The sequence below is a fragment of the Arthrobacter sp. TJ-217 genome (assembly GCF_058269255.1).
The window spans coordinates 131,062-153,321 of the sequence record NZ_JBZCNJ010000001.1; the positions used below are offsets into that span (position 1 = coordinate 131,062).

At 63.4% G+C, this 22,260-nt stretch carries 34 protein-coding genes; all 34 read right to left on the reverse strand.

Going from position 1 to position 22,260, the window contains the following annotated elements; genetic code table 11:
* Nucleotides 1-14 precede the first annotated feature (14 nt).
* The 34 genes from AC4D2R_RS00645 to fusA all read right to left on the reverse strand — a co-directional run bounded on the left by AC4D2R_RS00645 (nt 15) and on the right by fusA (nt 22,209).
* Nucleotides 15-992, reverse strand: a complete 978-nt coding sequence (locus tag AC4D2R_RS00645) for a tRNA pseudouridine synthase A (protein ID WP_490936548.1) — start codon at nt 990-992, stop codon at nt 15-17.
* Between the two features lie 23 nt (nt 993-1,015).
* Nucleotides 1,016-1,606 carry a 50S ribosomal protein L17 gene (gene rplQ / locus AC4D2R_RS00650; RefSeq protein ID WP_490936550.1) on the reverse strand — a complete coding sequence of 197 codons (591 nt, stop codon included), beginning with the start codon at nt 1,604-1,606 and terminating at the stop codon, nt 1,016-1,018.
* A 70-nt stretch (nt 1,607-1,676) separates the two neighbouring features.
* Nucleotides 1,677-2,687 (reverse strand): DNA-directed RNA polymerase subunit alpha, encoded by a 1,011-nt coding sequence (locus AC4D2R_RS00655; RefSeq protein ID WP_490901289.1) that lies wholly within the window; start codon nt 2,685-2,687, stop codon nt 1,677-1,679.
* A gap of 156 nt (nt 2,688-2,843) precedes the next feature.
* Entirely contained in the window at nt 2,844-3,245 is a 402-nt protein-coding gene (gene rpsK / locus AC4D2R_RS00660) for a 30S ribosomal protein S11 (protein ID WP_490901287.1), read from the reverse strand.
* Nucleotides 3,246-3,385: 140 nt separating this feature from the next.
* Complete coding sequence (gene rpsM / locus AC4D2R_RS00665) at nt 3,386-3,763, reverse strand: 30S ribosomal protein S13 (protein WP_459280071.1); 378 nt, start codon at nt 3,761-3,763, stop codon at nt 3,386-3,388.
* A 161-nt stretch (nt 3,764-3,924) separates the two neighbouring features.
* Nucleotides 3,925-4,038, reverse strand: coding sequence for a 50S ribosomal protein L36 (rpmJ, locus tag AC4D2R_RS00670; RefSeq protein WP_043440658.1), 114 nt, complete (start codon nt 4,036-4,038; stop codon nt 3,925-3,927).
* Nucleotides 4,039-4,059: 21 nt separating this feature from the next.
* On the reverse strand, nt 4,060-4,281 hold the full coding sequence (gene infA / locus AC4D2R_RS00675) for a translation initiation factor IF-1 (protein ID WP_019481515.1): 222 nt from the start codon (nt 4,279-4,281) through the stop codon (nt 4,060-4,062).
* 210 nt (nt 4,282-4,491) lie between these two features.
* Nucleotides 4,492-5,322 carry a type I methionyl aminopeptidase gene (gene map / locus AC4D2R_RS00680; protein WP_490936552.1) on the reverse strand — a complete coding sequence of 277 codons (831 nt, stop codon included), beginning with the start codon at nt 5,320-5,322 and terminating at the stop codon, nt 4,492-4,494.
* Nucleotides 5,323-5,325: 3 nt separating this feature from the next.
* Nucleotides 5,326-5,898, reverse strand: coding sequence for an adenylate kinase (locus AC4D2R_RS00685; RefSeq protein WP_490936554.1), 573 nt, complete (start codon nt 5,896-5,898; stop codon nt 5,326-5,328).
* Nucleotides 5,895-7,208 carry a preprotein translocase subunit SecY gene (gene secY, locus AC4D2R_RS00690; protein WP_490936556.1) on the reverse strand — a complete coding sequence of 438 codons (1,314 nt, stop codon included), beginning with the start codon at nt 7,206-7,208 and terminating at the stop codon, nt 5,895-5,897. Before secY ends, AC4D2R_RS00685 begins: the two co-directional genes overlap by 4 nt.
* 203 nt (nt 7,209-7,411) lie before the next feature.
* Nucleotides 7,412-7,903: a 50S ribosomal protein L15 gene (gene rplO / locus AC4D2R_RS00695; protein ID WP_490901279.1), complete on the reverse strand. Its 492-nt coding sequence runs from the start codon at nt 7,901-7,903 to the stop codon at nt 7,412-7,414.
* Nucleotides 7,903-8,121, reverse strand: a complete 219-nt coding sequence (gene rpmD / locus AC4D2R_RS00700; protein WP_490901277.1) for a 50S ribosomal protein L30 — start codon at nt 8,119-8,121, stop codon at nt 7,903-7,905. The genes rplO and rpmD overlap by 1 nt, the downstream gene beginning before the upstream one ends.
* Nucleotides 8,121-8,798 (reverse strand): 30S ribosomal protein S5, encoded by a 678-nt coding sequence (rpsE, locus tag AC4D2R_RS00705; protein WP_490901522.1) that lies wholly within the window; start codon nt 8,796-8,798, stop codon nt 8,121-8,123. Before rpsE ends, rpmD begins: the two co-directional genes overlap by 1 nt.
* 53 nt (nt 8,799-8,851) lie before the next feature.
* Nucleotides 8,852-9,235 (reverse strand): 50S ribosomal protein L18, encoded by a 384-nt coding sequence (rplR, locus tag AC4D2R_RS00710; protein ID WP_490901275.1) that lies wholly within the window; start codon nt 9,233-9,235, stop codon nt 8,852-8,854.
* A gap of 2 nt (nt 9,236-9,237) precedes the next feature.
* Nucleotides 9,238-9,774, reverse strand: coding sequence for a 50S ribosomal protein L6 (rplF, locus tag AC4D2R_RS00715; protein ID WP_490901274.1), 537 nt, complete (start codon nt 9,772-9,774; stop codon nt 9,238-9,240).
* An 18-nt stretch (nt 9,775-9,792) separates the two neighbouring features.
* The gene (rpsH, locus tag AC4D2R_RS00720; RefSeq protein WP_043440638.1) at nt 9,793-10,191 is read right to left on the reverse strand and encodes a 30S ribosomal protein S8; all 399 of its coding nucleotides are present in this window, start codon (nt 10,189-10,191) and stop codon (nt 9,793-9,795) included.
* A gap of 96 nt (nt 10,192-10,287) precedes the next feature.
* On the reverse strand, nt 10,288-10,863 hold the full coding sequence (rplE, locus tag AC4D2R_RS00725) for a 50S ribosomal protein L5 (protein WP_490901272.1): 576 nt from the start codon (nt 10,861-10,863) through the stop codon (nt 10,288-10,290).
* A complete protein-coding gene (gene rplX, locus AC4D2R_RS00730; RefSeq protein WP_490901270.1) occupies nt 10,863-11,240 on the reverse strand; it encodes a 50S ribosomal protein L24 in 378 nt (125 codons plus the stop codon). The genes rplE and rplX overlap by 1 nt, the downstream gene beginning before the upstream one ends.
* A gap of 4 nt (nt 11,241-11,244) precedes the next feature.
* Nucleotides 11,245-11,613, reverse strand: coding sequence for a 50S ribosomal protein L14 (gene rplN, locus AC4D2R_RS00735; RefSeq protein WP_049829173.1), 369 nt, complete (start codon nt 11,611-11,613; stop codon nt 11,245-11,247).
* A 266-nt stretch (nt 11,614-11,879) separates the two neighbouring features.
* Entirely contained in the window at nt 11,880-12,173 is a 294-nt protein-coding gene (rpsQ, locus tag AC4D2R_RS00740; RefSeq protein ID WP_490901268.1) for a 30S ribosomal protein S17, read from the reverse strand.
* Nucleotides 12,170-12,514: a 50S ribosomal protein L29 gene (rpmC, locus tag AC4D2R_RS00745; RefSeq protein ID WP_490936558.1), complete on the reverse strand. Its 345-nt coding sequence runs from the start codon at nt 12,512-12,514 to the stop codon at nt 12,170-12,172. The genes rpsQ and rpmC overlap by 4 nt, the downstream gene beginning before the upstream one ends.
* 1 nt (nt 12,515) lies before the next feature.
* A complete protein-coding gene (rplP, locus tag AC4D2R_RS00750) occupies nt 12,516-12,932 on the reverse strand; it encodes a 50S ribosomal protein L16 (protein WP_049829176.1) in 417 nt (138 codons plus the stop codon).
* Nucleotides 12,933-13,766 carry a 30S ribosomal protein S3 gene (gene rpsC / locus AC4D2R_RS00755; protein WP_490901264.1) on the reverse strand — a complete coding sequence of 278 codons (834 nt, stop codon included), beginning with the start codon at nt 13,764-13,766 and terminating at the stop codon, nt 12,933-12,935.
* Nucleotides 13,767-14,132 (reverse strand): 50S ribosomal protein L22, encoded by a 366-nt coding sequence (rplV, locus tag AC4D2R_RS00760; protein ID WP_120164749.1) that lies wholly within the window; start codon nt 14,130-14,132, stop codon nt 13,767-13,769.
* A 39-nt stretch (nt 14,133-14,171) separates the two neighbouring features.
* Nucleotides 14,172-14,453 carry a 30S ribosomal protein S19 gene (gene rpsS, locus AC4D2R_RS00765; protein WP_026549122.1) on the reverse strand — a complete coding sequence of 94 codons (282 nt, stop codon included), beginning with the start codon at nt 14,451-14,453 and terminating at the stop codon, nt 14,172-14,174.
* A gap of 12 nt (nt 14,454-14,465) precedes the next feature.
* The gene (gene rplB / locus AC4D2R_RS00770; RefSeq protein ID WP_490901261.1) at nt 14,466-15,305 is read right to left on the reverse strand and encodes a 50S ribosomal protein L2; all 840 of its coding nucleotides are present in this window, start codon (nt 15,303-15,305) and stop codon (nt 14,466-14,468) included.
* A 31-nt stretch (nt 15,306-15,336) separates the two neighbouring features.
* Nucleotides 15,337-15,642 (reverse strand): 50S ribosomal protein L23, encoded by a 306-nt coding sequence (rplW, locus tag AC4D2R_RS00775; protein WP_490901259.1) that lies wholly within the window; start codon nt 15,640-15,642, stop codon nt 15,337-15,339.
* Nucleotides 15,639-16,262: a 50S ribosomal protein L4 gene (rplD, locus tag AC4D2R_RS00780; RefSeq protein ID WP_490901258.1), complete on the reverse strand. Its 624-nt coding sequence runs from the start codon at nt 16,260-16,262 to the stop codon at nt 15,639-15,641. The genes rplW and rplD overlap by 4 nt, the downstream gene beginning before the upstream one ends.
* Before the next feature lie 4 nt (nt 16,263-16,266).
* Nucleotides 16,267-16,923 (reverse strand): 50S ribosomal protein L3, encoded by a 657-nt coding sequence (gene rplC, locus AC4D2R_RS00785; protein ID WP_490901257.1) that lies wholly within the window; start codon nt 16,921-16,923, stop codon nt 16,267-16,269.
* Nucleotides 16,924-16,939: 16 nt separating this feature from the next.
* Nucleotides 16,940-17,248, reverse strand: a complete 309-nt coding sequence (rpsJ, locus tag AC4D2R_RS00790) for a 30S ribosomal protein S10 (protein WP_026531952.1) — start codon at nt 17,246-17,248, stop codon at nt 16,940-16,942.
* 433 nt (nt 17,249-17,681) lie between these two features.
* Nucleotides 17,682-17,912 carry a hypothetical protein gene (locus tag AC4D2R_RS00795; RefSeq protein WP_490936559.1) on the reverse strand — a complete coding sequence of 77 codons (231 nt, stop codon included), beginning with the start codon at nt 17,910-17,912 and terminating at the stop codon, nt 17,682-17,684.
* Nucleotides 17,894-18,430 (reverse strand): hypothetical protein, encoded by a 537-nt coding sequence (locus AC4D2R_RS00800; RefSeq protein WP_490936560.1) that lies wholly within the window; start codon nt 18,428-18,430, stop codon nt 17,894-17,896. The genes AC4D2R_RS00795 and AC4D2R_RS00800 overlap by 19 nt, the downstream gene beginning before the upstream one ends.
* Before the next feature lie 264 nt (nt 18,431-18,694).
* Complete coding sequence (gene tuf / locus AC4D2R_RS00805; protein ID WP_490901254.1) at nt 18,695-19,885, reverse strand: elongation factor Tu; 1,191 nt, start codon at nt 19,883-19,885, stop codon at nt 18,695-18,697.
* 209 nt (nt 19,886-20,094) lie between these two features.
* Complete coding sequence (fusA, locus tag AC4D2R_RS00810; RefSeq protein ID WP_490901253.1) at nt 20,095-22,209, reverse strand: elongation factor G; 2,115 nt, start codon at nt 22,207-22,209, stop codon at nt 20,095-20,097.
* Between the last annotated feature and the right edge of the window lie 51 nt (nt 22,210-22,260).

The window sequence follows — 22,260 nt, forward strand, 5'->3', positions numbered from 1 at the left end:
GGAACATGACTGGATCAGGTGCGCGGATCGGGCGGCGGGAGCCGGTCGCCGGCCGCCTCGGCGCCTCCGGCCGTCCTGCGCGCCCGGGTGAGCGCAGCGCGCTCCCCCAGCTCCTTGGCATTCGGATAGGCGACTTCCTCGAGGATCAGCGGGTGCGGGGGTGCGAGCACCGACTTGGCGTCCTTGGTGCGGGCGAGCAGCCTTTCGGTGATCCAGGACGCCGGCAGCTCGCCGCTGCCCACGCGGAGGGTCGAGCCGATGAGGGCCCGCACCATGTTGTGGCAGAACGCGTCGGCCTGGATGGTCACCTCGAGCACACCCTCGCGGTTCCGCGCGTACTCGTAGCGCTGCAGTTCGCGGATTGTCGTTGCGCCTTCGCGCGGCTTGCAGAAGGCACGGAAGTCCTGGAGCCCGCGCAGCTCGGCTGCGCCGGCGTTGAGCAGGTCCTCGTCGAGCGTGCCGGGAAACCACAGCGTGGTGCCGCGCCCGAGGGGATCCGGCTCAACCTGCCGGTCCGCGATCCGGTAGCTGTAGCGGCGCCAGAGGGCCGAGAAGCGGGCGTCGAAACCGTCCGGGGCCAGGCCGGCGCGCTTGACGACGACGGCGGGAAGCGTGTTCTTCACCGAGCGACCGCGGCCCACGAGCTGGTCGGAAAGGACGCGGTTGATCGTGCCCGAGAGGCGGCGCACAAGCGCTTCACCGCCCGGTCCGGTGCGGCCGCGGCCGATTGATGCCCACTCCTCCGCGGTCAGGTCGACGTGGACCACCTGGCCCCGGGCGTGAACCCCTGCGTCGGTGCGTCCGGCCACCGTGACGCGCACCGGGCGCCGCAGCAGGATCATCAGCGCTTCCTCAAGCACACCCTGGACTGTGAGCTGGCCCGGCTGGAGCGCCCATCCGGCGAAGGGCGCACCGTCGTAGGCGACGTCAAGGCGCACACGCAGAAGCCCGCCGTCCCCATGGGGTGCGGCGGGCTTCTGCGTATTGTTCATCGTGCTCGGCGTGGGAAGAAGGGTTACTTCTTCTCGTCGGCTTCCTCAGCCTCGTCCGTTGCAGCGGCTTCCTCAGCCGACGGAGCGGACTCAGCCGACTCAGCCGACTCAGCCGATTCTGCGGATTCTGCGGATTCTGCGGATTCTGCCGATTCTGCGGATTCTGCGGACTCAGCCGGCTCTTCGACGGGGGCCGCCGGTGCCGGAGCGGCCTTGGCCTGCTCGGCCTCGGCGACAACCGCCTGCTTTGCGGAAAGCGGGTCAAGGACCAGTTCGATCACGGCCATGGGGGCGTTGTCGCCCTTGCGGTTGCCGATCTTCGTGATGCGGGTGTACCCGCCTTCACGGTTCTCCACTGCCGGGGCGATGTCGGTGAACAGCTCGTGCACGATGCTCTTGCTGCTGATGACGGCCAGGACGCGGCGGCGCGAGGCCAGGTCGCCCTTCTTCGCGAACGTGATGAGGCGCTCGGCGTAGGGGCGGAGGCGCTTTGCCTTGGTGACAGTGGTGGTGATGCGCTTGTGCTCGAACAGCGAGGCGGCCAAGTTGGCGAGCATCAGGCGCTCGTGCGCCGGACCGCCTCCGAGACGTGGGCCCTTAGTGGGTGTGGGCATGATTATTTCTCCTCATAGTGGTCCTGCCCGCCGCTTCCCAGCAGCTGGCAGGGCTTGCTTGTGTAGCTCTTTAGGCTTCTTCGTCGCCGTATGCGGCGTCGTCTTCTTCGATGGCTGCGGCACGGGCGGCAAGGTCGAACCCTGGAGGGGAATCCTTCAGGGAAAGGCCGAGCTCAACAAGCTTCGCCTTGACCTCGTCGATGGACTTCGCACCAAAGTTGCGGATGTCCATGAGGTCGGCCTCGGAGCGTGCAACGAGTTCACCCACGGAGTGGATGCCCTCACGCTTGAGGCAGTTGTACGAGCGGACAGTCAGCTCAAGGTCCTCGATCGGCAGCGCCATGTCGGCAGCCAGGGCTGCGTCGGTGGGCGAGGGGCCGATCTCGATGCCTTCAGCGGCGATGTTCAGCTCGCGGGCCAGGCCGAACAGCTCGACCAGGGTGGTTCCTGCGGAGGCGACGGCGTCGCGCGGCGCAATCGCGTCCTTGGTCTCGACGTCGACGATGAGCCGGTCGAAGTCGGTGCGCTGCTCCACACGGGTCGCTTCGACCCGGAAGGTCACCTTCAGCACCGGCGAGTAGATGGAGTCGACCGGAATGCGGCCGATCTCCGAGTCACCGGACTTGTTCTGCGAAGCCGAGACATAGCCGCGGCCGCGCTCGATGGTCAGTTCGAGTTCGAACTTGCCCTTCGAGTTGAGGGTGGCGATGTGCAGATCAGGGTTGTGGAACTCCACGCCTGCCGGAGGAGCGATATCGGCGGCCGTAACGACGCCGGGGCCCTGCTTGCGCAGGTAGGCGACGACGGGCTCGTCGTGTTCGGAGGAAACGGCAAGGTTCTTGATGTTAAGGATGATCTCTGTGACATCCTCCTTGACACCCGGAACGGTGGTGAACTCGTGCAGCACACCGTCGATGCGGATGCTTGTGACAGCAGCGCCGGGGATCGAGGAAAGCAGGGTGCGGCGGAGAGAGTTTCCGAGGGTGTAGCCGAAGCCGGGCTCGAGGGGTTCGATCACGAACCGCGAGCGGTTGTCGGCGACTACTTCTTCAGTCAGGGTGGGGCGCTGTGCAATAAGCACTTACATTTCCTTTCAGGGAGCATCCGCTATATGACGCAACACAAATGGTGGAAAGGGGCAGCTAGTGAGCCGGCTCAAAAGCTTTGAATAACGGCACCGAACCGCCTTGCAGGAACCAGGAGCTCCTGCAAGGCGGCACGGTGGACGTAAAGCTGATTAGACGCGGCGGCGCTTCGGGGGACGGCAGCCGTTGTGGGCGCTGGGCGTGACGTCGGAGATGGATCCGACCTCCAGGCCGGTCGCCTGCAGCGAACGGATTGCCGTTTCGCGTCCTGATCCCGGGCCCTTGACGAAGACGTCGACCTTGCGGACGCCGTGCTCCTGAGCGCGCTTGGCAGCGGCTTCGGCGGCCAGCTGCGCGGCGAACGGGGTGGACTTGCGTGAGCCCTTGAACCCGACCTCACCGGAGGAAGCCCAGGAGATTACAGCTCCGTTGGGGTCCGTGATGGTGACGATGGTGTTGTTAAAGGTGCTCTTGATGTGCGCCTGTCCGAGCGCGATGTTCTTCTTATCCTTGCGACGCGGCTTGCGCACCGCTCCACGAGTCTTGGGGGGCATTACTTCTCCTACGAAGGTTTTTGGTTAAGCATTGAGTCAGCACGAGTTTCCAACCGGAAGCCCTACTTAAAGGGCCCCTGATGGCGTGGGTCCCCTGGCCGGGCGAGCTCTGCGAGCCCGGTTAGGGAGCCATTAGGGAACTAGCGGCCGGCCTTCTTCTTGCCTGCGACGGTGCGCTTCGGACCCTTGCGGGTACGGGCGTTGGTCTTCGTGCGCTGACCGCGCACTGGAAGGCCGCGGCGGTGCCGAATGCCTTCGTAGCTGCCGATTTCAACCTTGCGGCGGATGTCGGCTGCGACCTCGCGGCGGAGGTCACCCTCAACCTTGAAGTTGCCTTCAACGTAGTCGCGAAGCTGAACCAGCTCAGCGTCAGAGAGGTCTTTGACGCGCGTGTTCGGGCTGATGCCGGTGTCCGCGATCGTCTTCTCTGCACGGGTCTTGCCCACGCCGTAGATGTAGGTAAGCGCAATGACTACCCGCTTTTCGCGGGGAATGTCTACGCCAGCGAGACGTGCCATATCGGCGGTTCTCCTTTGTAATACCGGAGGTCTGAAGCAGAGCCCGCCCGGAACTGATGTTCCGGTCCCCGGCCTCCGAGCCCGGGGGTGTGCACCGCGTAACGGTGCTGCTCTGCCTATATAAAATAACTACGCGTGGGCGGCTGACCTCGAAGAGGTAATTAGCCCTGGCGCTGCTTGTGGCGCGGGTTCTCGCAGATGACGAGAACGTTGCCCTTGCGGCGAACCACCTGGCACTTCTCGCAGATCCGCTTCACGCTCGGGTTGACCTTCATGGTTTTCCTTCGAGTTGATTCTTATTTGTAGCGGTAGACAATACGACCCCGGGTGAGGTCGTACGGGCTGAGTTCCACTACGACCCGGTCCTCAGGAAGGATTCGAATGTAGTGCTGGCGCATCTTTCCCGAAATGTGGGCGAGAACAATGTGTCCGTTGGCCAACTCAACGCGGAACATCGCGTTGGGCAGCGCCTCGTTCACAGTGCCTTCAATCTCAATGACACCGTCTTTCTTGGCCATATCCTCCGCTAACGTCGATGCCCACCGCTTGCGGGGTGGACGGGTTTGGGTTTTGATTGTCGAACCCTGCCGCAGCGGTCACGGCGGTGAAGCCGGTCCGCCGCCGTCGGGCCCAAATTGGGCACAAAAGCAGAGACAACCAACAAACAACTCTACGCTATGGCTGGGGAGAAGTTAAATCGCGGGCCCGCGGTGCCCGCGGCCCCGCTGCTACTCCGGCAGGGGAACGGGGGTGACACCGAGGGGCTGGAGCTTCGAGGCGCCGCCGTCCTCTGCCGAAAGCACCCAGATGCCGCCCTCGTGCACCGCGACGGTGTGCTCCCACTGGCAGGCGCGTGCGCCGTCGGTCGTCACAACCGTCCAGTCGTCGTCGAGCACCCGTGTCTCAAGCCCGCCGCGGACCAGCATCGGTTCGATGGCCAGGCACAGCCCGGGGCGGACCTTGGGGCCACGGTGGGAGCTGCGGTAGTTGAGCACGTCGGGCGCCTGGTGCATCTGCGTGCCGATGCCGTGGCCGACGTAGTCCTCGAGGATGCCCAGCGGTGCCCCGGGGATCCCGGAAACGTATTCGTCGATCGCCGCACCGATGTCTCCGACGAAGCGGGCCTCGGCCAGCGCTGCGATGCCGCGCCACAGGGCGGCCTCAGTGACCTGGGAGAGCCGCTCATCCTCGGGCCGGGCCTTGCCGACGATCGTGGTGCGCGCGGAGTCCGAGTGCCAGCCGCGTACGACGGCGCCGGCGTCGATGGAGATGATGTCGCCGTCCCGCAGGACGTACTCCCCCGGAATGCCGTGGACCACTTCCTCATTTACCGAGGTGCAGATGCTCGCCGGGAACCCGTGGTAGCCGAGGAAGTTCGAGGTTGCGCCCGCGTCGCGGAGCACCTTTTCGAACACGGTGTTAAGTTCCCGGGTGGTGACGCCGACCTGCGCCGCCGCCACCGCCTCGTCAAGGCCCCTCGAGAGCACGAGGCCGGCCTCGCGCATCGTGCGCATCTGGGCGTTGGTCTTGTACTCGATCTTGGGCTGGCGGAATTTCATGAACTAGCTGGCAACCTTGAGCGCAGTCATCACGCGCTCGGTGACTTCGTCGATGCTGCCGATGCCGTTGACAGCGGTGACAATGCCGCGTTCCTTGTACTGCGAGACGACCGGCTCGGTCTGCTCGTGGTAGAGGCGCAGCCGGTGCCGGATGACGTCCTGATTGTCGTCGCTGCGCCCGTCGAGCGCGGCACGCCCGAGCAGGCGGCGGACGAGTTCCTCGTCTTCGGCGGTCAGCTGGAGCACGACGTCGAGGGCCAGCTCGTTCGAGGCGAGGATGTCGTCGAGTTCGGCGACCTGCGATGCCGTGCGGGGGTACCCGTCGAGCAGGAAGCCTTCCTGCACGTCGTCGGCCTTCAGGCGGTCGCGCACCATGCTGTTCGTGACGCTGTCGGGAACGAAGTCCCCGGCGTCCATGTACTTCTTCGCCTCCACGCCCAGCGGCGTCGCGCGCTTGACGTTGTCGCGGAAGATGTCTCCCGTCGAGATTGCGACGACGCCAAGGCGCTCGGAGATGCGTGCCGCCTGGGTGCCCTTGCCCGATCCGGGAGGCCCGATAATCAGCATTCTTGTCATCGCAGTAGCCCTTCGTAGTGACGCTGCTGGAGCTGGGCGTCAATCTGCTTCACGGTTTCCAGCCCAACACCCACCATGATCAGGATCGAGGTGCCGCCGAATGGGAAGTTCTGGTTGGCGCCGATCGCCACGAGGGCGATCAGCGGGATCAGTGCCACGAGGCCGAGGTAAATGGCGCCGGGGAGGGTGATGCGGGAGAGCACGTACTGGAGGTACTCGGCGGTCGGGCGTCCGGCACGGATGCCCGGGATGAACCCGCCGTACTTCTTCATGTTCTCGGACACCTCGTCCGGGTTGAACGTGATCGCCACGTAGAAGTACGTGAAGAACACGATCATGGCGAAGTACAGCGCCGCATAGAACGGGTGGTCTCCGCTGGAGAGGTAGGTCGTGATCCAGTTGACCCAGCCCGGCGTCGGCGACTCGCCGTCGGTGGGCGTGTTGAACTGCGCGATCAGGGACGGCAGGTAGAGCATCGACGAGGCGAAGATGACCGGGATGACCCCGGCCATGTTGACCTTGATCGGAATGTAGGTGCTGCTCCCACCGAGCGTGCGCCGGCCGATCATGCGCTTGGCGTACTGGACGGGGATGCGCCGCTGCGACTGCTCGACGAAGATCACGAGCGTTACAACCACGATGCCCATCAGCAGGACGCCCAGGAAGATGGTCCAGCCCTGGGTGCGGAGGATTTCGCCCAGGGAGGTGGGGAAACCGGCGGCGATGGCCGTGAAGATCAGCAGCGACATTCCGTTGCCGACGCCCTTTTCGGTGATGAGCTCGCCCATCCACATGATCAGGCCGGTGCCCGCGGTGAGCGTGATGATCAGCAGGATGACGGTGATCAGCGAATCGTCGGGAATCAGCGGCACCGGGCAGTCGCCCAGCAGTGCACCCGAGCGCGCCAGGGAGACGAGGGTGGTTGCGTTGAGCAGGCCGAGGGCGATCGTCAGGTACCGCGTGTACTGCGTCAGCCGCGACTGGCCCTGGGCGCCTTCCTCATGGAGTTCCTGGAACCGGGGGATCACAACGCGCAGGAGCTGCGTGATGATGCTGGCGGTGATGTACGGCATGATGCCGAGGGCAAAGATCGAAACCTGGAGGAGCGCTCCCCCGCTGAAAAGGTTCACGAACTGGTACAGGCCGCCCTCGGTGTTCCCGAGGTCGAGGCACTGCTGAACGTTGCCGTAGTCGACCCCGGGTGCCGGAATGAAGGCCCCGAGGCGGAAGATGGCGATAATTCCCAGCGTGAACAACAGCTTGCGCCGCAAGTCTGGCGTCCGGAAAGCCCGGCCAATAGCGCTAAGCAAGCGTCCTCCTGAAGGTCTGAATTGTCCGTCGCGGACAGTACTCAACAACCGAGTCTAACGGTTGGACCCCGGTGCTTCTGAACCGGGGGTTTGGGTGGGGCTCTTAAAGCCGGAAAACTCTTGGTGGGCCGGCACGCGCCGACCCACCAAGAGTCTAGTTCCTAGCTGTGCAGATCACAGCACGGACCCGGGGTCGAATTGCTTTAGACCTCGGTTGCCGATCCGCCAGCGGCAGCGATTTTCTCCGCTGCGCTGGAGGAGAAGGCGTTGACCTTCACATCGACCTTCACGGTGAGCTCACCGGTCCCCAGCACCTTGACGGGCTGGTTCTTGCGGACGGCGCCGTTGGCTACGAGGTTCTCGATAGTCACGTCGCCGCCGTCCGGGTACAGCTCGGAGATCTTGTCCAGGTTCACAACCTGGAACTCGACCCGGAACGGGTTCTTGAACCCGCGCAGCTTGGGCAGACGCATGTGCAGCGGCAGCTGGCCGCCTGCGAATCCTGCCTTCACCTGGTAGCGGGCCGACGTTCCCTTGGTTCCACGTCCGGCAGTCTTGCCCTTGGAGCCTTCGCCTCGACCCACACGGGTCTTCTTGGTCTTGGCTCCGGGGGCCGGACGCAGGTGGTGGACCTTCAGGGCGTGGACGCGCTCTGTGTTTCCTTCGGCTACAGCCGTTGTCTTTTCCTCTGCCATTAGTTGGCCTCCTCAACCTTCACGAGGTGCGGAACCGTGTTGACCATTCCAACGGTCACAGCGTCGGCTTCACGGACCACGGTGTGGCCGATCCGCTTAAGGCCGAGGGACCGCAGGGTGTCGCGCTGGTTCTGCTTGCCGCCAATGACGGACTTGATCTGCGTGATCTGCAGCTTCGCTGAGCTGACCTTCACGCGCTTGGGTGTAATGGCGGTCATTACGCACCTACCTTCTGAGCTGCCATGGCGCGGAGCATCTGGTGGGAGGCAACCTCGTCAAGGGGCAGGCCGCGGCGGGCTGCGACTGCCTGGGGCTCTTCGAGGCGCTTGAGCGCATCAACGGTCGCGTGAACGATGTTGATGGCGTTCGAGGAACCGAGCGACTTGGAGAGCACGTCGTGGATGCCGGCGCACTCGAGGATCGCACGGACCGGGCCGCCGGCGATAACACCGGTACCTGGGGACGCCGGGCGGAGCAGAACGACGCCAGCCGCTGCCTCTCCCTGCACCAGGTGGGGTACGGTGCCGCCGATGCGCGGTACGCGGAACATCGTCTTCTTGGCTTCCTCGACGGCCTTCTGGATTGCCGAGGGAACTTCCTTGGCCTTGCCGTAGCCGACGCCGACCATGCCGTTGCCGTCGCCTACCACCACGAGGGCGGTGAAGCTGAACCGGCGGCCGCCCTTGACGACCTTGGCAACGCGGTTGATGGTGACGACGCGTTCAATGAACTTGTCCTTGTCGTCGTTCCGGCCGCCGTCGCGCCCGTCGCGGCCACCACGTCCGCCGCGGTCGCTCTTGCCGCGCTCACCGCCGCGTCCGCTTCCACGGGCGCTGCGGTTCTTGTCGTCGGCCGACGCGGTTTCAGTTGAACCCGCAGCCGGGGCTTCGGTCACTGGCTGCTCTGTAGCCGTATTCAATGGGGCTTCCTTTGCCTTGTTTTCCTCGGTCACAGTGCCAGCCCACCTTCACGTGCGCCGTCTGCGATAGCCGCGACACGGCCGTGGTACTTGTTGCCACCACGGTCGAACACGACAGCCTCGACGCCGACAGCCTTGGCGCGCTCGGCAACGAGCTCGCCAACGCGCTTGGCCTTGGCGGTCTTGTCGCCGTCGAACGCACGAAGGTCCGCTTCGAGGGTCGACGCGGAGGCAACGGTGATGCCCTTGGTGTCATCGACAACCTGCACGAATACGTGGCGGGCCGAACGGTTGACGACCAGGCGCGGGCGCACCGCGGTACCCGAGACGCGCTTGCGCACGCGGAGGTGACGGCGGCCGCGGGAGGCGGACTTGCTCTTGGAGCTTCGCTTCTTATTGATGCTGATTGCCATGGTTACTTACCAGCCTTTCCGACCTTGCGGCGGATGATCTCGCCTGCATAGCGGATACCCTTGCCCTTGTAAGGGTCGGGCTTGCGCAGCTTGCGGATGTTCGCAGCGACCTCGCCGACCTGCTGCTTGTTGATACCCGATACCGAGAGCTTGGTGGGGGTCTCGACAGTCAGGACGATGCCCTCGGGTGCCTTGACGGCAACCGGGTGGCTGTAGCCCAGCGCGAACTCGAGATCGGCGCCCTTGGCCTGGACACGGTAACCCGTGCCAACGATCTCGAGGTTCTTCTTGTAGCCCTCGGTCACTCCAACGATCATGTTGGAGATCAGGGTCCGGGTGAGGCCGTGCAGCGAGCGTGAGACACGCTCGTCGTTGGGCCGGCTGACGGTGACGGTGCTGTCTTCGAGGGTTACTTCGATCGGGCTGGGCACGGTGTGGCTCAGCTCGCCCTTGGTTCCCTTGACGGAGACTTCACTGCCGTTGACCTTGACCTCGACACCTGCAGGAACGGTGATGGGGAGACGTCCAATACGTGACATTTTTCTTTCCCTTTCCCGCTACCAGACGTAGGCGAGGACTTCCCCACCTACACCCTTCTTGGATGCCTGGCGGTCTGTGAGCAGACCGGAGGACGTGGACAGGATGGCGATACCCAGGCCGCCCAGGACGTGCGGCAGGTTGGTGGACTTCGCGTAAACGCGGAGTCCGGGCTTGGAGATGCGGCGGATGCCGGCGATTGAACGCTGGCGGTCCGGGCCGAACTTGAGGTCGATGGTCAGCTTCTTGCCGACTTCGGCTTCCTCTTCCTTCCAGCCGGCGATGTAGCCTTCGGCCTTCAGGATGTCGGCGACGCGCGCCTTCAGCTTGCTGTACGGCATCGACACGGAGTCGTGGTATGCCGAGTTTGCGTTGCGCAGACGCGTAAGCATGTCTGCGACAGGATCTGTCATTGTCATGTGGGCTCTTGCCCTTCCTCGTAACGGTTTCCGGACTCCGCCCCGGGCTCAGCGTGCGCCGGGCTCGGGCTGGAACGGACCTGCAACGTAGTTAGATTAATCTTCGGATTTGAACGGGAAGCCAAGTGCCTTGAGCAGCGCACGGCCTTCGGCATCGGTCTTGGCGGTCGTGACCACGGTGATGTCCATGCCACGCACGCGGTCGATCTTGTCCTGGTCGATCTCGTGGAACATCGACTGTTCCGTGAGGCCGAAGGTGTAGTTGCCGTTGCCGTCGAACTGCTTGCCGTTGAGGCCGCGGAAGTCGCGGATACGTGGCAGGGCGAGGGTCACCAGGCGGTCAACGAATTCCCACATGCGGTCTCCGCGCAGCGTTGCGTGGGCGCCGATGGGCATTCCCTCACGCAGCTTGAACTGGGCGATCGACTTGCGGGCCTTCGTGACCTGGGGCTTCTGGCCGGTGATCGCGGTGAGGTCCTTGACGGCGCCGTCGATGAGCTTGGAGTCCTTTGCGGCATCTCCAACACCCATGTTTACGACAACCTTGACCAGCCGGGGCACCTGGTTCACGTTCGAGTAGCTGAATTCCTCCTGCAGGGCAGACTTGATTTCAGCGGCGTAGCGGGCCTTCAGGCGAGGGAGAACCTTGGTCTCTGCGGTTTCAACAGTCATTACAGATCCTTCCCTGATGACTTGGCCACGCGGATGCGGACGGTGCGCTGGCGGCCGTCGCGCTCGACGGTCTCCAGGCGGTAACCGACGCGCGTGGGCTTCTTGGTCTCGGGATCGACGATTGCAACGTTGCTGATGTGCAGCGGTGCTTCAACGACCTGGATTCCACCGGCGTGGCTGTGGCCTTCGTGCTGGGTGGCCTTGGTGTGCTTGGTGATCGTGTTGACACCCTCCACGAGAACGCGGTTCGTCTCGGGGAACACCTTCAGGACCTTGCCCTGCTTGCCGCGGTCTCCGCCGCGTTCCTGCTTGGCTCCAGTGATGACCTGAACGAGGTCACCCTTCTTGATCTTAAGCTTTCCAGATTTCTGTGCCATGGACTTAAAGCACCTCCGGCGCCAGCGAGATGATCTTCATGAAACGCTTGTCGCGCAGTTCGCGGCCGACAGGGCCGAAGATACGGGTACCGCGGGGGTCGCCGTCGTTCTTCAGGATCACTGCTGCGTTTTCATCAAACTTGATGTAGGAACCGTCCGCGCGGCGGCGTTCCTTCTTGGTGCGGACGATGACCGCCTTGACGACGTCGCCCTTCTTGACATTGCCGCCGGGGATTGCGTCCTTGACGGTGGCGACGATGACGTCGCCGATGCCTGCGTAGCGGCGTCCCGATCCTCCGAGAACGCGGATGGTCAAGATTTCCTTGGCCCCCGTGTTGTCGGCGACCTTAAGCCGCGACTCCTGCTGAATCACTTATTACTCCTGTCGTCGCGCTGGTTCTCTTAGCGAGCCTTGCGGAACGGATATGGGTGGGCCCCGAGATACTGGTACTCAGCACAAGCGCACGCCGAAGCGCATTGGAAATTCCGCGGATTGTGTTGAACAAGATCATCGGGCTTTTGCCTATTTGCCGGTGTGAAGGCAGAGTTCACCAGCCCACTCGACAGACAAGATTTTCATACTATCGCGAAAAGGCCCCGGACACGAATCGTGTCCAGGGCCTCCCCGTTCGGCTGGTGTTACTTGGCCTTCTCGATGATTTCCACGAGACGCCACCGCTTGGTGGCGGAAAGCGGCCGGGTCTCCGAGATCAGAACCATGTCGCCGATGCCGGCGGCGTTCTGCTCGTCGTGAGCCTTGACCTTCGAGCTGCGGCGGATGACCTTGCCGTACAGCCCGTGCTTCACGCGGTCCTCAACCTCGACCGTGATGGTCTTTTCCATCTTGTCCGAAACAACATACCCGCGGCGGACCTTGCGGTATCCGCGTGCATTGACGTCGGTTGTCGTGCTTTCGGTGTTCTGCTCACTCATTTGGCGTCCTCCTCAGAAGCCTCGGTGTCCACGGACTTGGCGTCCTTAGTGGAGGCCTTCTTGGATTTCTTTGCCTTTTCCGTCTTTTCGGGCTTTGCTTCCTGGACGGGAGCAATCACCTCTGGACGGATGCCCAGCTCGCGCTCACGCAGCACCGTGTAGATGCGAGCAATGTCGCGCTTGACCAGGCGCAGCCGGCCATGGCTTTCCAGCTGGCCGGTGGCCGACTGGAAGCGGAGGTTGAACAGCTCCTCCTTGGCCTTGCGGAGTTCCTCAACGAGACGGTCCTTGTCGAACCCGTCAAGCTGATCCGTTGCTAGTTCCTTTGAACCCAATGCCATGCTATTCACCACCCTCACGACGCACGATGCGTGCCTTCAACGGCAGCTTGTGGATCGCGAGGCGCAGGGCTTCGCGGGCTACCTCTTCGGAAACACCGGACAGTTCGAAAAGAACCCGTCCCGGCTTGACGTTGGCCACCCACCACTCGGGCGAACCCTTACCGGAACCCATGCGGGTTTCGGCAGGCTTCTTGGTCAACGGACGGTCCGGATAGATGTTGATCCAGACCTTTCCGCCACGCTTGATGTGGCGGGTCATTGCAATACGGGCCGACTCGATCTGGCGGTTGGTGACGTATGCCGGGCTCAGAGCCTGGATACCCCATTCGCCAAAGCTGACCTCGGTGCCACCGGTAGCAGCGCCGGAACGACCCGGGTGGTGCTGCTTACGGAATTTGACTCGACGTGGGATAAGCATTTAAGCCTGTCCTCCTTCAGCCGCGGCGGGTGCTGCGGCGGTCTCGGCGGGCGCTGCTGCGCCCTGGCCCTCGGCGCGCTCCGGCGTACGACGGCGACGCTCGCCACCGCGCTCGGCGCCGGCGGGGCCACGGCCCGGACGGTCTCCGCCGCGGCCGCGTGAGGGAGCTGCTGCAGCCTGGGCTGCCAGTTCCTTCGCGGTGACGTCACCCTTGTAGATCCAGACCTTCACGCCGATGCGGCCGAAGGTGGTCTTGGCCTCGAAGAAGCCGTAGTCGATGTTCGCGCGCAGGGTGTGCAGGGGCACACGGCCTTCGCGGTAGAACTCCGAACGGCTCATTTCGGCTCCACCCAGGCGGCCGGAGCACTGGACACGGATGCCCTTTGCTCCCGCACGCTGTGCGGACTGCATTGCCTTCTTCATCGCACGGCGGAAGGCCACGCGTGAGGAGAGCTGCTCGGCGATGCCCTGGGCTACGAGCTGGGCTTCGATCTCGGGGTTCTTCACCTCGAGGATGTTCAGCTGCACCTGCTTGCCCGTGAGCTTCTCGAGCTCGCCGCGGATGCGGTCGGCCTCGGCGCCGCGGCGGCCGATGACGATACCCGGACGCGCAGTGTGGATATCCACACGGACGCGGTCACGGGTGCGCTCGATCTCGACCTTGGCGATGCCTGCGCGGTCCATGCCAGTTGACATGAGCTGGCGGATCTTGATGTCCTCGCGGACGAAGTCCCTGTAGCGCTGGCCTGGCTTGTTGCTGTCAGCAAACCAGTGAGACCTGTGGTCCGTGGTGATGCCGAGTCGGAACCCGTGCGGGTTTACTTTCTGTCCCACTTAGCGGACCTCCACTTTCTCAGGGGTAGCTACAACAACTGTGATGTGGCTGGTCCGCTTGTTGATGCGGAACGCGCGGCCCTGGGCACGCGGACGGAACCGCTTCATCGTGGGGCCTTCATCGACAAATGCTTCGCTAATGACCAGGTCGCCCTCGTCGAAGGCAACGCCATCCCGGTCCGCGAGGACGCGGGCGTTGGCCATTGCCGACTGAACTACCTTGAATACCGGCTCTGAAGCAACCTGTGGGGCAAACTTCAGAATAGCCAGAGCCTCATTCGCCTGCTTACCACGAACAAGGTTGACGACGCGCCGGGCCTTCATAGGCGTTACGCGGATATGACGCGCAATTGCCTTGGCTTCCATTGCTTTCCTTCTCTCGTCTTAGCCGTAAGAGCCAAGCGCCTAGCGGCGCTTGCCCTTGCGGTCGTCCTTAACATGGCCGCGGAAAGTCCGCGTGGGAGCGAATTCGCCGAGCTTGTGCCCGACCATCGACTCGGTGACAAACACCGGAATGTGCTTGCGCCCGTCGTGAACCGCGATCGTGTGTCCGAGCATGTCGGGCACGATCATGGAGCGGCGGGACCACGTCTTGATGACGTTCTTTGTGCCCGATTCGTTCTCGCGAGCGACCTTTACGTAAAGGTGCTGATCGACGAAGGGGCCTTTCTTCAGGCTGCGTGGCATGTCTCCAGGCTCCTATCGCTTGTTCTTGCCGGAACGACGGCGACGCACAATGAGTGAATCGCTCTCTTTGTTGAGGCGACGCGTGCGTCCCTCGGCCTTGCCGTTGGGGTTGACCGGGTGGCGTCCACCGGAGGTCTTGCCTTCACCACCACCGTGGGGGTGGTCAACGGGGTTCATTGCCACACCACGGACGGTCGGGCGGATGCCCTTCCAGCGGCTGCGGCCGGCCTTGCCCCAGTTGATGTTCGACTGCTCGGCGTTCCCGACCTCGCCGACCGTTGCACGGCAGCGGACGTCGACGTTGCGGATTTCACCGGAGGGCAGACGCAGCTGGGCGAAGCGGCCTTCCTTGGCGACGAGCTGAACCGATGCACCGGCGGAGCGTGCCATCTTGGCGCCGCCGCCTGGGCGGAGCTCAACAGCGTGGATCACGGTACCGACGGGGATGTTGCGCAGCGGCAGGTTGTTGCCGGGCTTGATGTCAGCCCCGGCGCCGGCCTCGACGAAGTCGCCCTGCTTGAGCTTGTTCGGCGCGATGATGTAGCGCTTGGTGCCATCAACGTAGTGCAGGAGGGCGATGCGTGCCGTGCGGTTGGGATCGTATTCGATCTCAGCTACGCGGGCGTCGACGCCGTCCTTGTCGTGGCGGCGGAAGTCGATCAGACGGTACTGACGCTTGTGTCCACCACCCTTGTGACGGGTTGTGATCTTGCCGGTGTTGTTACGGCCGCCCTTTTTGGGGAGCGGACGCACCAGTGACTTCTCCGGTGTCGATCGTGTGATTTCTGCGAAGTCGGCAACGCTGGAGCCGCGGCGGCCCGGCGTTGTCGGCTTGTATTTACGGATTCCCATGTGTCATTTCCTCGTTAAAGTGGTCTCCGCTCTAAGCGAGCGGACCGCCGAAGATGTCGATTGTGCCTTCTTTGAGGGACACAATGGCACGCTTGGTGCCCTTGCGCTGTCCCCACCCGAATTTGGTGCGCTTGCGCTTACCTGCACGGTTGATGGTGTTGATCGAGTCGACCTTGACGGAGAAGATCTTCTCCACGGCCAGCTTGATTTCAGCCTTGTTGGAGCGCGGGTCGACCAGGAAGGTGTACTTGCCTTCGTCGATCAGGCCGTAGCTCTTTTCCGAGACGACGGGTGCAATGACGACGTCGCGCGGATCCTTTGCGATGGTGCCGCTCACTTGGCATCCTCCCTGGAAGTAACTTCAGCCGAGTCAACGAACGTGTCGTAGGCGGCCTTCGTGAAGATCACGTCGTCGGAGACCAGCACGTCGTACGTGTTGAGCTGGTCAACATACAGAACGTGGACTCCGGGAACGTTGCGTACGGACAGCGCCGATACGTCGTTGGCGCGTTCGATCACGACGAGCAGGTTGGGCCGCTCGGAGATTGAACGAAGCGTCTCGATGGCACCCTTGGTGGACGGCTTGTCGCCGGCAACGAGGGATTCGAGGACGTGGATGCGGCCGTTGCGTGCACGGTCCGAGAGGGCTCCGCGCAGGGCGGCTGCCTTCATCTTCTTCGGGGTGCGCTGGCTGTAGTCGCGGGGCGTGGGTCCGTGGACAACGCCGCCACCGGTCATGTGCGGGGCGCGGATCGAACCCTGGCGGGCGCGGCCGGTTCCCTTCTGCTTGAACGGCTTGCGGCCTGCACCGCTCACCTCGGCGCGGGTCTTGGTCTTGTGGGTGCCCTGGCGGGCAGCCGCAAGCTGGGCCACGACGACCTGGTGCAGCAGCGGTACGTTCGTCTGAACGTCGAAGATCTCCGCGGGGAAATCGACCTTTACTGTTTGGACAGCCATTTGGCTATGCTCCCTTCACGGCGGTGCGTACGAGGACGACCTGGCCGCGGGCGCCAGGTACAGCGCCCTTGATCAGCAGCAGCGACTTCTCGGCGTCGACGCCGTGAACCGTGAGGTTCAGCGTGGTCTGACGAACGGCACCCATGCGGCCTGCCATTTTCATTCCCCTGAAGACGCGGCTGGGGGTGGATGCGCCACCGATGGAGCCGGGCTTGCGGTGGTTCTTGTGGGCGCCGTGCGATGCTCCAACGCCGTGGAAGCCGTGGCGCTTCATGACACCGGCGAAGCCCTTGCCCTTGGTGGTGCCGATAACGTCAACCGTCTGGCCGGCTTCGAAGATCTCAACAGAGAGCTCCTGGCCGAGCGAGTAGGTATCAGCGTCGGAGGTACGCAGCTCAACGACGTGGCGGCGCGGGTTGACCCCGGCCTTCTCGAAGTGTCCGGCGAGCGGCTTGGTGACCTTGCGGGGGTCGATCTGGCCGAAGCCGATCTGAACGGCGGTGTAGCCGTCCTTGTCCGCGGTGCGCAGCTGCGTAATAACGTTTGAGTCGGCCTGGACCACGGTGACGGGGATGAGGTTGTTGTTCTCGTCCCAGACCTGGGTCATGCCGAGCTTGATGCCCAGCAGGCCTTTAACCTGACGCGTAAGTGAAGTAGACATGTGTATCCGCTCTCCCTTACAGCTTGATTTCGATGTTCACGTCCGCGGGCAGATCGAGACGCATCAGCGAATCGACGGCCTTGGGCGTGGGATCAATGATGTCGATCAGACGCTTGTGAGTACGCATTTCGAAGTGCTCACGGCTGTCCTTGTACTTGTGCGGGGACCGGATAACAACGAAAACGTTCTTCTCCGTGGGCAGCGGCACCGGGCCGACAACCGTAGCGCCTGCGCGCGTCACCGTCTCAACGATCTTCCGCGCTGAAACATCAATGACCTCGTGGTCATATGACTTCAGCCGGATGCGGATTTTCTGTCCCGCCATGGCGTCTCGACTCTCTCTCTACATGAAAACTGCCGAGGCAGTTCCGGTACGTACATTGCCTGCGCCCGTTGTACGGCGCTCCTCCACAGACTGAATCCGGACAATTCCGGGTTCCTCACCCTGCTAAGGCTCCGACCCCCGCGCTCGGGCGTGTCGCGCAATCCGACACGAACAAACAGCGCATTCCAGCCGGGCTGGACGGGGTGGATTATATTTGGGCCACGCGGACCGGTGAACTTTAACCCTGCATCAGGCATTATCCTGACCGGGATTGGGTCTCAAACCGCACGCGCAAGCGCTTGAACAACTTCTCTAGTCTGGCAGAGATGGCCGTCAAACGCTAATCCCCGGGGTTTTCCGGCTGCTGCTCCGGCGTGTCGGCGGCGGCGCGCCGGGGCCGGCTCCGCACCCGATTGCGACGAGCGCCTCGCCGTTAGCCGGTGCGGCCGTCGTTCCGGAGTGCGTCGGCCCGGTTCGAGTGCGGCGGATCCACTTCCACCGGTACTGTGCGGGCCGGCCACCGCCGGGTCCTGCCCGGGAGGAGGCCTGCGGCCATGAGCAGTTCCCGCGGGTGGGCCGGGCCCCGGAGGTCGTCCCAGGTCCAGCGGACCACCCGCAGCCCCAGCGCACGCAGGCGGTCCTCCCTCAGCTTTTCCTCGACCACAACCTCGCCCGGAGTGCGGCCGGGTCGGTCACGCGCCGCCGCAGAGCGTGATCGAGCGCGACGACGGCCTGCCCAAAACCGCAGTCGACGGCGAGTGCGGCGAGCGTTGCATCGAGGGTCGTCGCGCGCAGCCCGGCGACGCGGACGACGGGCGGAACACCCGACGAGGTGAAGTGCCGCCGGATGTCACCCCGTGAACGCGCACACCGAACCGCCCCCTGCTGCACATGCACGTTGGGAGGGACAGCAAGAAGGGGAAGCCCGTGGATCAGGGCGGCGCTCTCGTGGCAGAAGACCGGCGGGTGCTGCGCGGAGAGGTGCACGGCGAGGATCCTCAGCCGGTACCGGTCACAGCGGTCGAGGTCCAGCCAGGCCTCCCGCGACACATAGAGCCCCTGCCTCACCCGGAGCATCTCCCCCTCGGCGCACCGCCGCTGCAGTCTCCGGGGGCTGATGCCCTGCGCGGAGTATTCCGCGGTCGTCGAAATCATCGTCCGAAGCTGGGTGAAGCTCGCCATGGAGCAACCTTCCCCCGCCGGTGGCAGCTCCGACGGCGTGTCGGGGGGTTATGTTGACATCGGCAGATGCGTTTCCGGCTGCCGCACCGGATTGCGACTAACGCACCCGCAATACCGCATGCGTTCGTCGCAATCGGGCCCGCTGGTCGCAAGCGGGTGCGCTCATCGCCTTCGGGTACTGCAGAGCGTTGGCCGCACAAGAAAAGGGCCCCGCTGCCGTAGCAACGGGGCCCTTCTCGGTAGAGCAGTCAGGCAGTCGAAGGACTACTTGATGATCTTGGTGACGCGTCCTGAACCAACGGTGCGGCCGCCTTCGCGGATAGCGAAGCCGAGGCCCTCTTCCATAGCGATGGGCTGGATGAGCGCAACGGTCATCTCAGTGTTGTCGCCAGGCATAACCATTTCGGTGCCCTCGGGGAGGGTGATGACGCCGGTTACGTCCGTGGTGCGGAAGTAGAACTGCGGGCGGTAGTTCGAGTAGAACGGGTTGTGACGCCCGCCCTCGTCCTTGGCCAGGATGTAGACGTTGGCCTCGAAGTCGGTGTGCGGGGTGATCGAACCCGGCTTCACGATAACCTGGCCGCGCTCTACGTCTTCGCGCTTGATGCCGCGGAGCAGGAGGCCACAGTTCTCGCCGGCCCATGCTTCGTCGAGCTGCTTGTGGAACATCTCGATACCGGTAACCGTGGTCTTCTGGACCGGACGGATGCCGACGATCTCGACCTCGGAGTTGATCTTCAGGGTTCCACGCTCGGCGCGGCCCGTAACAACGGTTCCACGGCCGGTGATGGTGAAGACGTCCTCGACAGGCATGAGGAAGGGCTTGTCCTTGTCGCGAACGGGGTCCGGAACGGACTCGTCCACAGCAGCCATCAGGTCTTCAACCGACTTGACCCACTCGGCGTCGCCTTCGAGGGCCTTCAGGCCGGAAACGCGGACCACGGGTGCTTCGTCGCCATCGAAGCCCTGCGCGCTGAGCAGCTCGCGGACCTCCATCTCGACGAGGTCCAGCAGTTCCTCATCCTCAACCATGTCGGACTTGTTCAGCGCGACCAGCAGGTAGGGAACACCAACCTGGCGGGCGAGCAGAACGTGCTCGCGGGTCTGAGCCATCGGGCCGTCGGTTGCTGCAACAACGAGGATTGCACCATCCATCTGAGCAGCACCGGTGATCATGTTCTTGATGTAGTCAGCGTGACCGGGAGCGTCTACGTGTGCGTAGTGGCGCTTCTCAGTCTGGTACTCAACATGCGAGATGTTGATGGTGATGCCGCGCTGCTTCTCCTCGGGAGCCGAGTCGATAGACGCGAAGTCACGCTGCTCGTTGAGAGTGGGGTACTTGTCGTACAGCACCTTGGAAATGGCAGCCGTCAACGTGGTCTTTCCATGGTCAACGTGACCAATGGTGCCGATGTTAACGTGCGGCTTAGTCCGCTCGAACTTTGCCTTCGCCACGGGTTCCTCCTAGAACGTTTGAGAAGATTTGCTTCCCAGCCGCGCTTTTCGCAGCTGAAACTGATGCAAGTCTACTTGGGGCTTTTGGTTTTCTTTAAATTGCTTGTCGCTCGCGGCCCCTGCGGACCGTTGGCTGGTGTGGGGCCGGCGGGCGCAATGCCCGCCGGCTCCACTGGATACCACCACCGTTGCCGGCGGGTTATCCGAAGTTACTCACCACGAGTCTTCTGGATGATTTCGTCAGCCACGGCCTTGGGAACCTCGGAGTAGCTGTTGAACTGCATCGAGTACACGGCGCGGCCCTGGGTCTTCGACCGCAGATCCCCGATGTAACCGAACATTCCGGAGAGGGGCACGAAGGCGCGGATGACCTTTACGCCGCTTGCGTCCTCCATCGACTGCATCTGGCCGCGGCGGGAGTTGAGGTCGCCGATAACTTCACCCATGTACTCCTCGGGTGTGCGGACCTCAACATCCATCAGCGGTTCGAGCAGAACCGGGTTGGCCATCCGTGCGGCTTCCTTGAACGCCATACGTCCGGCGATCTTGAAGGCCATTTCGGATGAGTCAACGTCGTGGTAGGCGCCGTCGAGCAGCGTGGCCTTGATGCCGACCACGGGGTACCCGGCGAGCACGCCGTCGTTGAGGGCGTCCTGGATGCCTGCATCAACGCTGGGGATGTACTCGCGGGGAACGCGTCCACCGGTGACCTTGTTGTCGAACGCGTAAAGGACGCCTTCTTCAACTTCCATCGGCTCGATGGCGATCTGGATCTTCGCGAACTGCCCCGATCCACCGGTCTGCTTCTTGTGGGTGTAGTCGTGCTTGGCGACCGCGCGCTTGATCGTCTCGCGGTAGGCGACCTGGGGCTTGCCCACGTTTGCCTCGACCTTAAATTCGCGGCGCATGCGGTCCACGAGGATGTCCAGGTGGAGCTCGCCCATGCCTGCGATGATCGTCTGTCCGGTGTCCTCGTTGAGGGAAACCTGGAAGGTCGGATCCTCGGCGGAGAGCTTCTGGATAGCCGTTGAAAGCTTCTCCTGGTCGCCCTTCGTCTTGGGTTCGATGGCAACCGAGATCACGGGCTCCGGGAAGCTCATGGACTCGAGGACGATCTGGTTCGTCGCGTCGGAGAGGGTGTCACCGGTGGTGGTGTCCTTCAGCCCGATCGCAGCGTAGATGTGTCCGGCCAGTGCCTCTTCAACAGGGTTTTCCTTGTTGGCGTGCATCTGGAACAGCTTGCCGATGCGCTCCTTCTTGCCCTTGGTGGAGTTCATCACCTGGGTGCCTGCGGAGACCTGTCCGGAGTAAACCCGGATGAAGGTCAGCTGGCCGAAGAACGGGTGGGTCGCAACCTTGAACGCCAGGGCCGAGAACGGCTCTTCGGTGCTGGGCTTGCGGGTCATCTCGGCGGTCTCGTCGCGGGGATCGTGACCGATCATCGCGGGGACGTCGAGCGGGGACGGAAGGTAATCAACGACGGCGTCAAGCATCGGCTGGACGCCGCGGTTCTTGAACGCGGAGCCGCAGAGGATCGGGTAGAGCTCGGAGTTGATCGTCATCTTGCGGATGCCGGCCTTGATTTCCGCGACGGTGAGCTCTTCGCCCTCGAGGTACTTGCCCATGAGGGCATCGGAGGACTCGGCTACGGTCTCGACGAGGGCCGCGCGGTATTCCTCGGCCTTTTCCTTGAGATCCTCGGGGATCTCCTGGACCTCGTACTTGGCACCCATCGTCACGTCGCCCTTGGCGTCGCCCGGCCAGACCAGCGCGCGCATTTCGACAAGGTCGACGACGCCGATGAAGTCGTTCTCTGCACCGATGGGCAGCTGGAGGACCAGCGGCTTGGCGCCGAGGCGGCTGATGATGGTGTCGACGGTGAAGTAGAAGTCGGCGCCGAGCTTGTCCATCTTGTTGACGAAGCAGATGCGGGGAACTTCGTACTTGTCGGCCTGGCGCCAGACGGTCTCCGACTGGGGCTCAACGCCCTCCTTGCCGTCGAACACTGCGACGGCGCCGTCGAGGACGCGCAGTGAGCGCTCAACCTCGACGGTGAAGTCGACGTGGCCGGGGGTGTCGATGATGTTGATCTGGTTGTTGTGCCAGAAGCTGGTCACGGCGGCAGACGTGATGGTGATGCCGCGTTCCTTTTCCTGTTCCATCCAGTCGGTCGTCGAGGCGCCGTCGTGGGTCTCGCCGATCTTGTGGTTTACACCCGTGTAGAACAGGATGCGCTCGGTAGTAGTGGTCTTGCCGGCATCGATATGCGCCATGATGCCGATATTGCGGACCTTTGTAAGGTCTGTAAGCACGTCCTGTGCCACGGTGTCTCCCTTTTGACGAAGATGGAGTTCTGCTGGACTCCCTGCCCGGAT

Excerpts from the sequence above, each read along its gene's own strand:
- AC4D2R_RS00645 (WP_490936548.1), bottom strand. The coding sequence starts at position 992 with ATGAACAATACGCAGAAGCCCGCCGCACCCCATGGGGACGGCGGGCTT.
- rplQ (WP_490936550.1), bottom strand. The coding sequence starts at position 1,606 with ATGCCCACACCCACTAAGGGCCCACGTCTCGGAGGCGGTCCGGCGCAC.
- rpsK (WP_490901287.1), bottom strand. The coding sequence starts at position 3,245 with ATGCCCCCCAAGACTCGTGGAGCGGTGCGCAAGCCGCGTCGCAAGGAT.
- rpsM (WP_459280071.1), bottom strand. The coding sequence starts at position 3,763 with ATGGCACGTCTCGCTGGCGTAGACATTCCCCGCGAAAAGCGGGTAGTC.
- rpmJ (WP_043440658.1), bottom strand. The coding sequence starts at position 4,038 with ATGAAGGTCAACCCGAGCGTGAAGCGGATCTGCGAGAAGTGCCAGGTG.
- infA (WP_019481515.1), bottom strand. The coding sequence starts at position 4,281 with ATGGCCAAGAAAGACGGTGTCATTGAGATTGAAGGCACTGTGAACGAG.
- map (WP_490936552.1), bottom strand. The coding sequence starts at position 5,322 with ATGAAATTCCGCCAGCCCAAGATCGAGTACAAGACCAACGCCCAGATG.
- AC4D2R_RS00685 (WP_490936554.1), bottom strand. The coding sequence starts at position 5,898 with ATGACAAGAATGCTGATTATCGGGCCTCCCGGATCGGGCAAGGGCACC.
- rplO (WP_490901279.1), bottom strand. The coding sequence starts at position 7,903 with ATGGCAGAGGAAAAGACAACGGCTGTAGCCGAAGGAAACACAGAGCGC.
- rpmD (WP_490901277.1), bottom strand. The coding sequence starts at position 8,121 with ATGACCGCCATTACACCCAAGCGCGTGAAGGTCAGCTCAGCGAAGCTG.
- rplR (WP_490901275.1), bottom strand. The coding sequence starts at position 9,235 with ATGGCAATCAGCATCAATAAGAAGCGAAGCTCCAAGAGCAAGTCCGCC.
- rplF (WP_490901274.1), bottom strand. The coding sequence starts at position 9,774 with ATGTCACGTATTGGACGTCTCCCCATCACCGTTCCTGCAGGTGTCGAG.
- rpsH (WP_043440638.1), bottom strand. The coding sequence starts at position 10,191 with ATGACAATGACAGATCCTGTCGCAGACATGCTTACGCGTCTGCGCAAC.
- rplE (WP_490901272.1), bottom strand. The coding sequence starts at position 10,863 with ATGACTGTTGAAACCGCAGAGACCAAGGTTCTCCCTCGCCTGAAGGCC.
- rplX (WP_490901270.1), bottom strand. The coding sequence starts at position 11,240 with ATGGCACAGAAATCTGGAAAGCTTAAGATCAAGAAGGGTGACCTCGTT.
- rpsQ (WP_490901268.1), bottom strand. The coding sequence starts at position 12,173 with ATGAGTGAGCAGAACACCGAAAGCACGACAACCGACGTCAATGCACGC.
- rpmC (WP_490936558.1), bottom strand. The coding sequence starts at position 12,514 with ATGGCATTGGGTTCAAAGGAACTAGCAACGGATCAGCTTGACGGGTTC.
- rplP (WP_049829176.1), bottom strand. The coding sequence starts at position 12,932 with ATGCTTATCCCACGTCGAGTCAAATTCCGTAAGCAGCACCACCCGGGT.
- rplV (WP_120164749.1), bottom strand. The coding sequence starts at position 14,132 with ATGGAAGCCAAGGCAATTGCGCGTCATATCCGCGTAACGCCTATGAAG.
- rpsS (WP_026549122.1), bottom strand. The coding sequence starts at position 14,453 with ATGCCACGCAGCCTGAAGAAAGGCCCCTTCGTCGATCAGCACCTTTAC.
- rplB (WP_490901261.1), bottom strand. The coding sequence starts at position 15,305 with ATGGGAATCCGTAAATACAAGCCGACAACGCCGGGCCGCCGCGGCTCC.
- rplD (WP_490901258.1), bottom strand. The coding sequence starts at position 16,262 with ATGGCTGTCCAAACAGTAAAGGTCGATTTCCCCGCGGAGATCTTCGAC.
- rplC (WP_490901257.1), bottom strand. The coding sequence starts at position 16,923 with ATGTCTACTTCACTTACGCGTCAGGTTAAAGGCCTGCTGGGCATCAAG.
- rpsJ (WP_026531952.1), bottom strand. The coding sequence starts at position 17,248 with ATGGCGGGACAGAAAATCCGCATCCGGCTGAAGTCATATGACCACGAG.
- AC4D2R_RS00800 (WP_490936560.1), bottom strand. The coding sequence starts at position 18,430 with ATGGCGAGCTTCACCCAGCTTCGGACGATGATTTCGACGACCGCGGAA.